The 12,684-nt window shown below is 62.0% G+C and carries 12 protein-coding genes; 1 reads left to right on the forward strand and 11 read right to left on the reverse strand.

Going from position 1 to position 12,684, the window contains the following annotated elements:
• The 6 genes from VE26_RS08085 to VE26_RS08110 form a co-directional block, all read right to left on the reverse strand.
• The gene (locus tag VE26_RS08085; protein WP_046104492.1) at window positions 1–198 is read right to left on the reverse strand and encodes a hypothetical protein; all 198 of its coding nucleotides are present in this window, start codon (window positions 196–198) and stop codon (window positions 1–3) included.
• A gap of 398 nt (window positions 199–596) precedes the next feature.
• On the reverse strand, window positions 597–1,967 hold the full coding sequence (locus tag VE26_RS08090; RefSeq protein ID WP_046104493.1) for an HlyD family type I secretion periplasmic adaptor subunit: 1,371 nt from the start codon (window positions 1,965–1,967) through the stop codon (window positions 597–599).
• Entirely contained in the window at window positions 1,964–3,712 is a 1,749-nt protein-coding gene (locus VE26_RS08095; protein WP_052715753.1) for a type I secretion system permease/ATPase, read from the reverse strand. Before VE26_RS08095 ends, VE26_RS08090 begins: the two co-directional genes overlap by 4 nt.
• A 119-nt stretch (window positions 3,713–3,831) precedes the next feature.
• Window positions 3,832–5,079 (reverse strand): hypothetical protein, encoded by a 1,248-nt coding sequence (locus VE26_RS08100; protein WP_046104494.1) that lies wholly within the window; start codon window positions 5,077–5,079, stop codon window positions 3,832–3,834.
• A gap of 87 nt (window positions 5,080–5,166) precedes the next feature.
• Window positions 5,167–5,940 (reverse strand): hypothetical protein, encoded by a 774-nt coding sequence (locus tag VE26_RS08105; protein WP_046104495.1) that lies wholly within the window; start codon window positions 5,938–5,940, stop codon window positions 5,167–5,169.
• The gene (locus VE26_RS08110) at window positions 5,940–6,200 is read right to left on the reverse strand and encodes a spike base protein, RCAP_Rcc01079 family (protein WP_046104496.1); all 261 of its coding nucleotides are present in this window, start codon (window positions 6,198–6,200) and stop codon (window positions 5,940–5,942) included. The genes VE26_RS08105 and VE26_RS08110 overlap by 1 nt, the downstream gene beginning before the upstream one ends.
• 160 nt (window positions 6,201–6,360) lie before the next feature.
• Between VE26_RS08110 and VE26_RS17095 the strand changes: the two genes are divergently transcribed.
• Complete coding sequence (locus VE26_RS17095; protein WP_052715754.1) at window positions 6,361–6,717, forward strand: hypothetical protein; 357 nt, start codon at window positions 6,361–6,363, stop codon at window positions 6,715–6,717.
• A 3-nt stretch (window positions 6,718–6,720) separates the two neighbouring features.
• Here the strand turns inward: VE26_RS17095 and VE26_RS17100 are convergent, their stop codons facing one another.
• From VE26_RS17100 to VE26_RS08145, 5 genes are all read right to left on the reverse strand, one after another.
• Window positions 6,721–8,859: a GumC family protein gene (locus tag VE26_RS17100; protein WP_052715755.1), complete on the reverse strand. Its 2,139-nt coding sequence runs from the start codon at window positions 8,857–8,859 to the stop codon at window positions 6,721–6,723.
• Window positions 8,860–8,931: 72 nt separating this feature from the next.
• Window positions 8,932–9,753 carry a metallophosphoesterase family protein gene (locus VE26_RS08130; RefSeq protein ID WP_084620117.1) on the reverse strand — a complete coding sequence of 274 codons (822 nt, stop codon included), beginning with the start codon at window positions 9,751–9,753 and terminating at the stop codon, window positions 8,932–8,934.
• A gap of 5 nt (window positions 9,754–9,758) precedes the next feature.
• Window positions 9,759–11,180 (reverse strand): O-antigen ligase family protein, encoded by a 1,422-nt coding sequence (locus VE26_RS08135; protein ID WP_046104498.1) that lies wholly within the window; start codon window positions 11,178–11,180, stop codon window positions 9,759–9,761.
• Entirely contained in the window at window positions 11,177–11,794 is a 618-nt protein-coding gene (locus VE26_RS08140; protein ID WP_046104499.1) for a hypothetical protein, read from the reverse strand. The genes VE26_RS08135 and VE26_RS08140 overlap by 4 nt, the downstream gene beginning before the upstream one ends.
• Before the next feature lie 211 nt (window positions 11,795–12,005).
• Window positions 12,006–12,572 carry a transglutaminase-like cysteine peptidase gene (locus VE26_RS08145; RefSeq protein WP_052715756.1) on the reverse strand — a complete coding sequence of 189 codons (567 nt, stop codon included), beginning with the start codon at window positions 12,570–12,572 and terminating at the stop codon, window positions 12,006–12,008.
• Between the last annotated feature and the right edge of the window lie 112 nt (window positions 12,573–12,684).

Raw genomic sequence — 12,684 nt, forward strand, 5'->3', positions numbered from 1 at the left:
CTACTTCTCCAACTCACGGTTTCTGCCGACACCCTCAAGGCGGGCAATATCGATGCGCGACGGGTCAGGACGCAGGCCGGCTGCTGCCGTCCGCGGTGACCCGAGAATTTCAAACTGGGGACCTGGCTGTTGCGACAGCGTGGCGATCACCACGCGCGAACATTTCGGATCGCGCAGCAATGCCTCGTATCGAGCCATGGCGCGCAGATCAGAACTTTCAGAATTTTGGATGAAGTCGAGCGTCCTCAGACACGCAAGTGTCCCGCCCAATCGTCAGCCATGTCCCCCGGCCCTCCGGCTGTCCCGATATGGAACAACATTAACGCCTTGTTAGGGAATAGACACTGCCGACCGGTTTGAAGTCAACTTGAATCTACGAGTCGTTTCTTGAATGGTTACTTGTGAACACTTGCGACCCTGCTCTGCCACCTGCGAGCCCTTGGCCGGCCATTGAAATCACGAGCAAATCCGCCATTTTCGCCCTAAACTTATGACATCAGTAAAAATGCTGAGGAAAACTTGGCGCCCAAGAAAAAGCCCCCGGCAGGATAGTCCGCCGGGGGCTTTTTCATTCAATTTGCTGCATGGGAGACGTTTCAGTCGTAGACAAAAGCCCGCGTCACTGACCGCACCAGGGGCTCGGCGAGGTATTGCAGCATGGTGCGCTCCCCGGTGACGATGGTGACGTCGGCCGGCATGCCCGGCGAAAGATAGATCCCCTCGTGCTTGGCAAGCTCGTCTGCGGAAACGCGCACGCGCATCTCGTAATAATAGGTCCGGCTGGCCTCGTCATAGGTACTGTCCGCAGCCACTTCCGTAACCGACCCGATCAGCGGCAATTCATTCCGCGACGCAAAGGGCAAGAGGCTCACTCGCGCCTCGAGCCCTACCGTAACCATATCGATATCCTTGGGCGCCAAGCGCGCAACGATGATCATGTCGTCGTTGAGCGGCACGACTTCCATGATGGGCTCGGCCGGACGGATGACACCGCCTGTGGTCTGGGCCTGGAGGTTGAGCACGATCCCGTCTACCGGGCTGGTGATGATGGTACGCTTGAGAATGTCACCGGCCGATGCCATGCGCTCCTCGATCTGGGCGATCTCGTTGTTCACTTGGGTGCTCTCTTCGGCCACCCTGTCCCTGTAGGTTTCCTGCAATTGCAGCATCTGCAGGCGCACTTCGTTGATCTGCTGCGCCGCCCTGGCAATGCGCGCCGTATTGGCGGATTTGCTGCTCTCCAGCTGCGCCATCTGCCGCTGCAGCAGCATATAGTCCGGCTGGGAAATCAGCTGTTGCTCAAGCAGGCGCGCCTTGTTGGCCATTTCCTCGGCCATCAGTTCCATCTGCTTGTCGAGCCCGGCATTCTCGGCGTCGATCGCATTGATCTCGTCATGCAGCTGGGCGATCTGGGTTTCATGAATTTCTGATTGCTGCTTCAGCGCTGCTTGGCGGGTCGAAAGCAATTGCTGCTGGCTTTGGGTAAACTCGGCCAGCTGCACATTGTCGGCCCATTGCTCGGCCTCGGGCAGGCTGAAATCGGATCGCCCGTCCATTTGCGCATCCAGGCGCTCGCGCATGATCAGAAGTCGCGCCCATTGCGAGCGCTGCGCGGAAAAGCTTGCCTCCGCCTGCACGGATTCCAGCGTGATCAGCGGCTCGCCGGCCTTCACCTGCTGGTTCTGGCGCACGTGCAGCACGCTGACGATGCCGCCTTCGAGGTGCTGGATCACCTTGCGGCTGGAATCCGGCCCCACGATGCCGCTGGCCAGCGCGCCGCTCGACAACGGCGCCAGCCCGGCCCAGACGCCAAACACGCCCACGAACACGACGAGCGCCGACAGGCCAAACAGCAGCGGCCCCTTCTGTAGCGACAGGGTCGATACGGCCGCGCTGGTGTCATTGGCTGGCGTAATCGCCGCCGGTACGAGGCCTTGTCCGGGCTTGCCGGCGTCCATGATCGTCATTGCGCTGCTCCCCCACCCTGTGCGCCGACATTGGCCTTGGCCACAAGTGTGGGCTTGGGCTGCGCCGGCTTCGGCGCGAGCTCGCGCAGCACCTCGTCGCGGTCGCCGAATTTTTCGAGAATGCCGTCGCGCAACACGGCCAGCTTGTCGATGGGCTGCATCAGTGTCGAGCGATGGCTGACCACGATCACTGTAGCCCCCTCCTGCTTTGCCTGGTCGATGGCCTTGACCAGGGCGATCTCGCCTTCCTGGTCGAGATTGGAATTGGGCTCGTCGAGCACTAGGTAGCGCGGCGCGCCATAAAGCGCCCGCGCCAGTGCCACGCGCTGTCGCTGGCCGCCGCTGAGGAACATGCCCCCCACCCCGATTTCGGTGTCATAGCCCTTCTGCAGTCGCAGGATCATGTCGTGGCAGCCTGCTGCACGCGCAGCCGCCACGACGGCATTGTCGTCGCGGCCACCGAAGCGGGCAATATTGTCCCGCACAGTGCCGGCGAACAGTTCGATATTCTGCGGCAGATAGCCGATGGCTGCCTGAGCGTCGGCGCTGTGCAGACTGACGATATCGGCGCCATCCACCCGAACATGGCCTGATGTCGGCGCGAGTGCCCCTACCAGCAAGCGGCACAGCGTGCTCTTTCCCGAGGCAGACGGGCCGACCACCGCCAGCGCCGTGCCCGGCTCGAGGCCGAAGGACACCCGCTTGAGCACAGGCGCATCCGCTTCCGGCATCATGTACAAAAGCTCTTCTACCCGCAGGCTTCCCTTGATCGCCGGCAGGCGCATGGGCTCGTTGCGGGCGGGCACGCTGCTGAGGAAATCGCGCAGCCGGATATAGGCCTCGCGGGCGCCCACGAATTGCCGCCACGATCCGATCGATTGCTCGATCGGCGCCAGCGCGCGGCCCAGGATGATGGATCCGGCGATCATGCCGCCCGGCGTCATCTGTGCGCTGATCACGAGATAGGCGCCAAGGCCGAGCGCAGCGCTCTGCACCAGATAGCGAAGGGATTTCGATATGGCGCTCACCAGAGCGGCGATGTCGCCCACCTGCTGGTTGGCCAGGCCCATTTCGTCGACAAGGCCACGAAAGCGGGCATAAACGGCGCCCTTCATGCCCATGGCATGGACGACGTCTGCCTGCTGGATCGCCGCGCTGGCAAACTCTCCGGCGGCATATTGCTGGCGCGCCACGGAGAGCATCAGCTTTCGGCTGAGATGATCGTTGAGCAAGGCCACGCCGAATAGCAGCAGCGCAGAGCCGAGCGCCAGCATGCCCAGCCAGGGGTGAATGATCCAGATGACGGCCACGAAGAACGGCACCCACGGCGCATCGATGAAGGGCAGCACGGCTTGGCTGCCGATGTAGTTGCGCGCTGTGCTGAGGTCATCGACCAGCTTGCGGTGCGCAGCGCCGCCGCGGCGCGAATAACCGATGGCGCTTTCCAGCACCGGTTCGCGCAGGGTGAGATCGAGATAGCGTCCGAGCCTGACAAGGACGTAACCGCGAACGCTGTCGAACACTGCCATGGCAACGAAACCGCCAAGCGCGATGAGGCTGAGGAAGATAAGCGTCTCGATCTGTCCGCTGACCAGCACCCGATCGTATATCTGCATCATGTAGATGGGCGAGGTCAGCACCAGAAGATTGACGAAAACGCTGAAAAACAGAACAATTCCAAGCACAAGACCAATCTGGGACGGCACTGCAAGTTCGCCCCAGAGGGATTTGGAATGTTTAGCCATGAAATAAGCCCGCCTCTTCGACGCGAAGTCCTCGGCTACGGGACGAGGACTGCATCACAGGTCGTTTCTATTTCATAGCCAAAGAAAAAAGAAGCACCCACTCGATGCTTGGTAAATCGCTAGGCTTGCGCCAGTCGCGCCTGCCGCCCCGTTCCGGCGGCCGGGGCCGGTTTCGTCGAAAGCACGAGTGTACGCGCCAATACAGCGAGGATGATGAGGTTGACGACGTGAATTTCGACGATGTTTTGAGTAAGCCCGAGAAGTGCGATTGTGAACAGGATAGCCAAGCCGTTGATCCCCTTGGCCATGTTTCCGATGGCGAGCAGCGCCAACACAACTGGGATAAGGCCCACCAGGCCGAAATTGAGGAGTAGTGAAAGAAACATGTTATCTGCTGGAATGTAGAGATAGCCATCGATCAGTGGGCGACCGGTGAGACCAGTATAGGCATTCATGCCCAGCCCGAAATTCACCCCGAAGAGCCATTGCCAGCCGGAGTGGATATAATAGCTGATCAGCGTGCCCCAATTATCGAGACGCGCCTCCGATCCAATGCTGGCACTGTTGATCACGCGCCCGGAGACCGCCTCGGAACTGAGCAGACCATAGCCGAGAAATGCCCCCAACAGCGCTAGGAGGTAGGCAAGGCGCGTGACCACCGGGTCGAGCCGTGACTGGCGGATCAAATGCAGTGCCAAGAGGCCGGCCAGCGCCAGCACGCCTGAGCGTCCACCCGTGGTCAGCGACAAGCTGAACAGCACAACCAGCCACGCAAACGTTCTGGGTGGTTTTACGACGAAGAAGAAGAGACCGAAGGCTGCCAGAATTTGGGAGAACAGGATTGGGTTCGGGGACAGACCGAACGCACGAGACCCAAGAAAAGTCGCTCCTTTCACAGGTGGCAGGTAGAGCACCTGCCAGATGGCGATCGGAACACAGATGATAACGAAGACACGGATCAGGCTCGCGACGTATTTGTCGGTTTGATCCACATCTTTGAAATATGCCGCCAGGAAAAAATAGATGATGGTCAGGATAAGCAGGTACCGCAGCACCACCACGATGGCGATGAGACTGTCTTGTCGCAGCAGGCCAAGCAGCACCAGATAGGAAACCAACGCCAGTAGGGCGATCACAAAAAACTGCGCATATGATGCTGGCAGTCGATTGAGGTTCAGGACCGTGAACCCGAACATCGCAAGGAACAATACTTCTCGAATTATGCGACCCGGACCGAACTCATCCGCACCGAACTGCCCCCGCGAAACCGCTATGAGCTCAGGCACCGCCGTGATCATCGAAATGAAGAACACAGCGGCGCAGAGAATTTTCCAGAATGAGACGCGAAGCAATTCATTGGCTTTCATTCAGACACAGCCAAATCTGGGCGAATGGCCGGCATATGAAATGAACTTACAGCGGCCCCAAGCCTGCGGGCAAGCCAGTCCTCTGCTTCAGGCCCCAATAGCGTTAAAGTAGGCCTGAATTGCACTACTTGCCGCTGAACTCTGGGCGACTGTAAGGCTTAAGCCGAAATGCCCTGCCGCCACCTGCTTTGTGCTTACGCTCGGCCCGGCACCTAGAAGCACGAAATTGGCAGAGGTCAGCCCGCTTGCTGCATTGCTGGTCGTGGCCAGCACCTCGCCGTTTCGATCGATGCGGTAGCCATCGGTGGAGTGGCGCGAAAAAAGCGTATGGCCGACCGATGTGTTCGTCGTCGGCAGCACCGAAGGTGCTGCATTGTCGTTCATGCGGCCCGAAATCCGGCCACCCAGGGTTCGTGTGAAGATGCGGGAGTTGAGATTGCCGCAATCGCCTACGTCCTCGGCGACATTGGTACGGCAATAGACCCCGATATGGGCATCGGAAAGAGAAAAGAGACCCATCGTCGCGGGGTTAAATCCGGTATCGAGATAATGACCTCCGGGTCCCCCCGTATAGCCGCGATTGGCCTCGAAGACCGGAGCACCAGTGACGACCAGGTTGTAGGTATCGGCCACCCAATTGCACCGCGCCGCCTGCGCGTCGTGTGCAGCCAGCATGTAGAAAGCGTCCAGCCGCGGCCAGATGCCGGCTTGTTTGAGCGCCCCGATCAGGTCGTTGATGAGCCCTGCCCTCGCCGGCGAGGGCGGCGTGCTCATGCGGGCGATCAGGCTTGCCGTCTCCTCCAGCCACTGCACCCCCACACGCGGCCGCAGGCCCAGCCCCATGCTGAAAAATCCCGGCATCAGACCAGACCCACAAGGCCGCTGGCTGTGCTGGCGGCAAGCACCCGGTTCGCACGGATCGGCAGCAGCGTGCCGGCGGGGATGCCGCCGAAATTCAGCGTCGCGCCACTGGCCATCTGCACCACGAGATTACCGCCGCCGGATACGAAAATGGCGCGCGTCACTTCGGCGAGGTCGTTGCTGTCATGCGGTACGATGGCAAAGCCGTGGGTAGCCGGGGCATCGAGGCCGCTGCTGTGAGATGAAAAGCGATCAGGCATGTGAGTCTCCATTATGCTCACACCCATTATCCGGTCGGCCGGCAGAGGGAGAATAAGGCGAACATCATCGGCCAAGGTCTTGGCAAAGTTTGCTTTTCATCGGCCTTGCGAAATGGCGCGGATCGCCCATAATTGCGCAATCTCACCAACGGACCCGCCAATGGCCCTCAAGCTCAGCTTCCGCACCCGGTCACCGGATCGCGACCAGCAAACCAACCGGACACGCTTTGCGGCGGTGAGTGCCGCCATATCGACCGCCATTGCCGACGCCGAGCGCGAGCGCCATGGCCTGCGGCGCCGCATCGAGGAATATTACAGCACGGCAGTGGCGATCATGGATGAGTCCGGAGACTTCGCCGATCGCGCCGCTGCCGACGAGACCGCGATCAGCCAGGCCGAACAGCGGGCCAGCGCCGGCCGGGCCCGGCTGGATACGGTGGATGCCCAAATCGAGATGCTGCAGGGCTTGCAGCGTCAGGTCGAGGCCTTCCTTCTCGAGGACCCCTCGACCCGCTGAGCGTCAGCCTGTCGTGTAAGAGTAATAGCCGCCATACTTGCGCTGATAGGATGCTGCCGACGCATCGCGCTCGTTGAGCACTGCAATGATCTGGCAGTCCGGTCCCTTGGCGTTTTCCAGCGCCGCCACCGACTTGCGGGCGTCGAGCTGGGACGTGCTGGCCCAGCGCGTGATGAACAGGATCGCATCGGCATGGGCGGCGATATAAAGGCCATCGACCACTGGTCCGATAGGCGGCGTGTCCAGCACCACCACATCGAAGCTCTGCCGCGCCGACCGGATAAGGCTGGAAAAGGCCCGGCCCGCAATCAGCTGGTCGGTGGGCAGATCGCTGCGACGCGCCCCGACCACGATGGTCACATCGGTCAATTCATCCTTTTGCACGATGCCGCTGATATCGGTCATCGAGTCCGAGCTGAGAAATTGCAGCAGCCCCTTTGACGGCTCGGCGCCGATATGGCGATGAATACTGGGCTTGCGCATGTCGCAGTCGATCAGCAACACGCTGTGGCCCGACAGCGCATAGGAGCGCGCCAGCGACAGCGCCAGGGTCGTCTTGCCCTCATTGGGGGCGGTCGATGTCAGCATCACCACCTTGCCCTGGGCAGCTGCTTCGCTCGGGGTCTCGCCGCGCTTGCGCATGGCATGGTCGACCGCTGCGCGGGCGCGCCGCACGGATTCCGCATAGATCGAGAGCGGCGCCGTGACCATGAGGTTGGCAAGGCTCGCATTCTCCGTCTTGCTGCGCTCACGCGGAACCGTCGCCGCCACCGGGGTCTTCAGCACCGAGGCGACCTGCTCTTCGCTGGTGAACCCGCCGATGAGGTTTTCATAGAGGAAGGCCAGCGCGATGCCCAGACCAATGCCGATCAACCCCGAGACCAGCACGATCAGCGTCTTGTTGGGGAAGGACGGCGATTGCGGCGCCAGCGCCGGCGACACGATGCGGCTATCGGCCAGCTGAAGCGTAGCCTGCGCCTCGAGATCCTGCGTCCGCGCCAAAAGCGTCTGGTACTGCGTGCGGGCAATCTGGGCGTTCTGCTGCAATTCGTAGAGCTGCGCCAGAACGTCGCCGGACAATTCGCTGGTCAGCACCTGCGACCGCAAATCCTGCCGCAGGCTGTCTTCCTGAGCCTGATCCGCCTGGACCGTGTCGCGCAGGGCATTGATTTCCGAGCTCGCCGTATTGCGCAACCGTCCCTCGATGGCGGCCAGTTCCTGGCGCAGGTTGACCGCCAGGGGTGACCCGGCCTCGGCTGCCGCCAGGTTGGCAGTCATTTCGTCGCGCTGCCGCTCAAGCTCCAGCAACGCGTCGGATTGCAGGCTGGCGACGATGCCGTCAAGATCGCCCTGGTCGAGCAAGGCGCGGGCGCTGTCGGCCAGGGCAGCCGTCTGCTGGCGCGCGGCGAGCAATTGGTCCAACTGCGCCTGCATCTGCGCCAGGTCGTTGCGGCCGGTATCCTGGGTGATGCGGTCGATATTCTGCGCGATGAAGCTGTCGAACGAGCCCTCCGAGCTCACGATCAGCTCGCGCGCCTGGGACAGTCGGGCCTGGAGCGTATCGCGGGAGGCGAGCGCGCTGTTGACCTTGGAGGCCAGCTGATCGGCGATATAGACCCGCGTCAGCGAATTGGCGAGGTCGGCCGCCTTCTGCGGACTTTCCGAGCGGACCTGCACGGATATCAGATAGGTCAGCGCCCGGCGCTGCACGGTGACGGCGTTGCGCAGCGTGGAGAGCGCCTCGTTCAGCGCAGCCTCGCCACTGGGCAATTGCGGCTCGCGCAGGCGCAGGAATTGCAGGATGCGCGCAGTGGTGCCCAGCGTCACGCCGAATTCGGAATCCGAGGTGAGGTTCTGCTCCTGGATCACCTTGAGCAAGACATTGTCCGACCGTACGAGCTCCACTTCGCTATCGATGCGGGCGCTGTCCGAGCTGGCGCTCGTCATCCCGGTCTCCGGTTCCAAGAGGTTTTTGGCGCTGGGATCCACCATGATCAACGCCGAGGATGTGTAGATCGGCGTCAGCGCGAAGGCGGCGATGGTCGCCAGTGCCAGCGCAGAGATCAGAACAATCAGGATCAACCTGAATTGGCGCTGCAGCAGACCAAATATTGCGCGCAGGTTAATCTGGGTGTCGTCCATTCGGGTTCCTCAGTCGCAATCTAGACTGTATCTACGTTGCTTTTGGTAAGAGTGGATACCGGATTCTTGAAATTAAGGTGCAAAGCTGCCCTGCTGGTTACTGGCAGCACTTGTACCGGTAAAGAAGCGCGGCTCGCCGTCTGGAAAAAGCCTCACGCCAGTGAGACGCCCGGTGGCGAACACGCCTGTATCGATGCAGATGCGCCCCGGGGCCACGATGGGTGCCTCCCCCGGCGTATGCCCATGCACCACGAGCCGTCCGGGCTCGGGTTCGGCGTTGAAGAACTCGGTGCGGATCCAGAGGAGGTCCTTTTCCACCTGCTGGTCCAGCGGCACGCCCGAGCGCAAACCGGCATGCACGAACACCGCGCCCGGCACGCTCATGGACAGGGCGAGCCCTTCGAGAAACGCGACGTGTTCATCGGGAATGTGGCTGGCCAGGGCGGCCCGGCAGGCTTTTGCCGGCCCGGTGATCACCGCTTGTGAAAGACCGTATGAAAACAGCGTTTCCATGCCCCCGAATTGCAGCCAGTCCGCATCGGCGCGCGGATTGGCCAGATAGTCGAGCATCATGGTCTCGTGATTGCCCGTCAGGCAGATCCGGCGCACGTTTTTCGGCGCCCGTGCCGTCAGCCGGTCGAGCACGCCCGCTGATTCAGGCCCCCGATCCACGAAGTCGCCGAGATAGACGATCCAGGCCTCGCCGCCCTGCTCGGCAGCGTCGGCGAAAATCTGTTCCTCCAGCGCCCGCAACGGGTCGAGGCAGCCGTGAATATCCCCAACGGCATAAAGCGCGTCGGGCCAGGCCTCGGCGCTGAGGCGCGGTCTTGTCGCTTGCGGGGCAGCGCTCTCGCCCTTGCCACCAAAAAGATTTCGCAGGGCTTCGAACATCATTGGCTCTATCGCTTCTGGCTGCTGGCGCGGGCACTTACGCCCGCTGCCAGAAGGGCGACGAAGAGGAAGGTGACGGCACTGATCTCGAGGCTGAAATCCACCGTCGAATGCACGGCCACCACGGTGATCGCGCCCAGCGCGATGGCCTGGGCCGACCAGGACCCCTTGTTCTGCACCAGGTTGGCGAGTAGCCGGATGGCCACCAGAGCCACGGCGATGATGGGCAGGCTGCCGAACACGATCCCGGTTTCCGACCAGAGGCTGAGATAGGTGCTGTGCGCTTTTTCCCAGACATAATCCGGGTTGACCGGCGGCGCATGGACGAGGGGGAACGCTGTCGCAAAGCTGCCGCCACCGAAGCCGGTCAGCGGCCGCATGGCAATGAGCTCCAGCACCTGCGCATAAAGGTCGCCGCGCACCTCGCGGGCGGCGTCCACCGATTCCAGCCGCTCGAACAATCCCTGCCCATAGAGCAGGAAAATGCCGATAAAGCCGAGCAGCGCCACGGGCAGGCCATAGAGCAATGGTCCCAGGCTGCGCAGGGCATGGGCGGTCAGGATCACCACGACTGCCGAGCCGGCGAGGCAGGCGACGAGGCCCATGCGCGACTGCGTTGCCACAATCACCACCAGCAAACCGCCATAGGCGATCATGAACAGGAAGAAATTGCTCATCACATTGGGCGGAACGCCATCGTGCCGGTGCCGCTCGGCCCGCCGCACCAGCTGGCTCGCCGCCAGTCCCAGCGCCATCACGGCGCCAAGGGCCAGGAAGGTGGCAAAGCTGTTGCGATTGACGAAGGGGCCGGTCGCCACGTTGAAATAGGCCCATTTCGGAAAGCCCATCAGCGTATCGCCGGCCTGCAGGTTGATCATGCCCAGCAGCGCATAGGCGATCACCACCCCCAGCACCACCTTGAGCATCAGCGAGCGACGCGCATCATTGGCGAGAACTTGCAGGCAGAGAAAGAAGAAGAGGCCATAGGTCAGCTGCCGCAACAGCATCAGGATTGTCATGCCCGGCGAGATACTGATCTGCGGCACCGTGGCGGTCCAGCCGTCCACCGCGAACACCGGAACCGGCCCGGCAATCCAGCCGAACGGTATGATCTGGACGACAAGGAAGCCGCAGAAGACGATGAACAGCAAAGCCGGCAGTCCCAGCTCGCTCCAGGAGCGTCGCAGCGCCTCCCCTGCCCGGCTCATGGCCAGAAGGTAGATCGCTCCCGCCAGCCCCACATAGACGGCCCAGGCCGCGCTGAGGAACGGGCGGGCACTGCCGAATGGCAGCGGGCTCAGCGCCACGACGACCAGCAAAGCCCAGAACAGGCGGCCGTTGAGATGGGACTGCCCGCTCTTGAGGCGCGAGCGACGCCCCTTGCGCGTCACGGCATGACCTTCGCTCGCCGTGATATCCAGACCGCTCATCGTGTTGCCGCCAGGTGTTCGTTGAGAACGAAGAGAAAGCGCCGCTGGTCGCGACTGGGCATGGATTCGACGATCCCCGTCACACGCTCGCGGAATTGCGGGCGGCTGACATAGGAGCGCGCCAAGGCGCGAATGCCGCGGCTGCTGACGACGATCATGCGCAGGTCGGCATCTTCGGCGGCCAGCGCCCGCGCGTCGAGCTTGTCCACATATCGCTCCGATAGCGCCACGCGCTCCATGGCGATCCACTGCTCCGTCGGCCCGCTGACCTGCGACCGCCACAGCCGATCGTTCATTTCGGTCCAGTCCTTGAGTGCTGCGGCCGCTGCGGCACCGACATACCAGCCATACGAATAATTGGGCATTTCGGCGGTGATCGAGGACGCCATTTCAAGGCATGCCTCGGCCATGGCCTGCCGCTCGGCCTCGGGCCGGTAGAGCATTTCGAGCGAGCCGAGACGGTTTACGACGGTCGCGCAGTCGCGCAGCGCCAGTTCGCGGGTGCCGACGGCCAGGCCGGGCGTCGTGGGATTGGGCGTCAGGGCGGCAACGCGATCGACCGGTGTCGTGCCGGACACGAGGAAAGCTTCGGCCTCCTGGGCCGCTGCCCACATTCCCAACAACGCCAATATCAGGAAGAGCGGCAAAATCGCCAACTTTGTATCGAACCGCAACGGCGTTCAGCCCTCATTTGGTCACAAACCAATAACACGGCCTTGTCGCGCCACCAACTACAAGCATACGAACCCACGTACTCACCCGCTAAAATAGTTACCGCCGGCACCCCTGGGGTACCGGCGGCGAACTCAGCTTTCAAAGAGGTGATCAGCCGGCAGTCCAGCGGGAAGGGTTGGGCGAAGACATTGAGCGAATATTATAACCCGACGCGCGCAGCGTCTTGATCGAGTCCGTCAGGTTGTCGAGCACGAGGTCGCCTTCGCTGGTGCGGACCACCAGCACGGCATGCGGCTCACCGCGACGGGTATGGGTATAGGCGATCCGCAGGGCACCGGCCGAGACGCCGTTGCGAACCAGGGCGCTGCGCTTGGACAGCACGTAATCCTCGCAGTCGCCGCTCGTGGGATTGAGCTCCCAGCTATCGACATTGTCGCGCTGCGGACGGATGGAGCGGTTCACATGGCCATTGACCTGCTTGAGCACGGCCAGGAGGTTGGATGACATGGTGACCTTGCTGCTGCCGCCGCCGGCGCATTCATTGCGGTGCTTGGCGCAGAAATACTGCATCGACAGTGGGGTCAGTGCGGCGGTGTGCGTGACCCGCTCGAAGGCCGCAAAGTTGCCGACCGCATTATAGGCGGCTGCGCCGCCGGTGGAGAACAAGGTGACCGCCATCGTGAGGCCAGTCAGCGCTGCTGCGAATTTGGTGTTCATTTGAGCCATCCCCTGATGAGTTGATGTCAGCAGGATGCGCGCGACAAATTGCTGCCGAATTCGCAAATTCGGTACAATTTTATTCAAATGCCGAAATTCCGGTTCCGGCTGG

It is taken from the genome of Devosia chinhatensis (genome assembly GCF_000969445.1).
GTDB lineage: Bacteria > Pseudomonadota > Alphaproteobacteria > Rhizobiales > Devosiaceae > Devosia > Devosia chinhatensis.

Coding starts and splice junctions, on each gene's coding strand:
- VE26_RS08145 (WP_052715756.1), bottom strand. CDS start 12,572: ATGAACACCAAATTCGCAGCAGCGCTGACTGGCCTCACGATGGCGGTC.
- VE26_RS08105 (WP_046104495.1), bottom strand. CDS start 5,940: ATGCCGGGATTTTTCAGCATGGGGCTGGGCCTGCGGCCGCGTGTGGGG.
- VE26_RS08140 (WP_046104499.1), bottom strand. CDS start 11,794: ATGTGGGCAGCGGCCCAGGAGGCCGAAGCTTTCCTCGTGTCCGGCACG.
- VE26_RS08085 (WP_046104492.1), bottom strand. CDS start 198: ATGGCTCGATACGAGGCATTGCTGCGCGATCCGAAATGTTCGCGCGTG.
- VE26_RS08100 (WP_046104494.1), bottom strand. CDS start 5,079: ATGAAAGCCAATGAATTGCTTCGCGTCTCATTCTGGAAAATTCTCTGC.
- VE26_RS08135 (WP_046104498.1), bottom strand. CDS start 11,180: ATGAGCGGTCTGGATATCACGGCGAGCGAAGGTCATGCCGTGACGCGC.
- VE26_RS08090 (WP_046104493.1), bottom strand. CDS start 1,967: ATGACGATCATGGACGCCGGCAAGCCCGGACAAGGCCTCGTACCGGCG.
- VE26_RS08130 (WP_084620117.1), bottom strand. CDS start 9,753: ATGATGTTCGAAGCCCTGCGAAATCTTTTTGGTGGCAAGGGCGAGAGC.
- VE26_RS17095 (WP_052715754.1), top strand. CDS start 6,361: ATGGCCCTCAAGCTCAGCTTCCGCACCCGGTCACCGGATCGCGACCAG.
- VE26_RS08095 (WP_052715753.1), bottom strand. CDS start 3,712: ATGGCTAAACATTCCAAATCCCTCTGGGGCGAACTTGCAGTGCCGTCC.
- VE26_RS08110 (WP_046104496.1), bottom strand. CDS start 6,200: ATGCCTGATCGCTTTTCATCTCACAGCAGCGGCCTCGATGCCCCGGCT.
- VE26_RS17100 (WP_052715755.1), bottom strand. CDS start 8,859: ATGGACGACACCCAGATTAACCTGCGCGCAATATTTGGTCTGCTGCAG.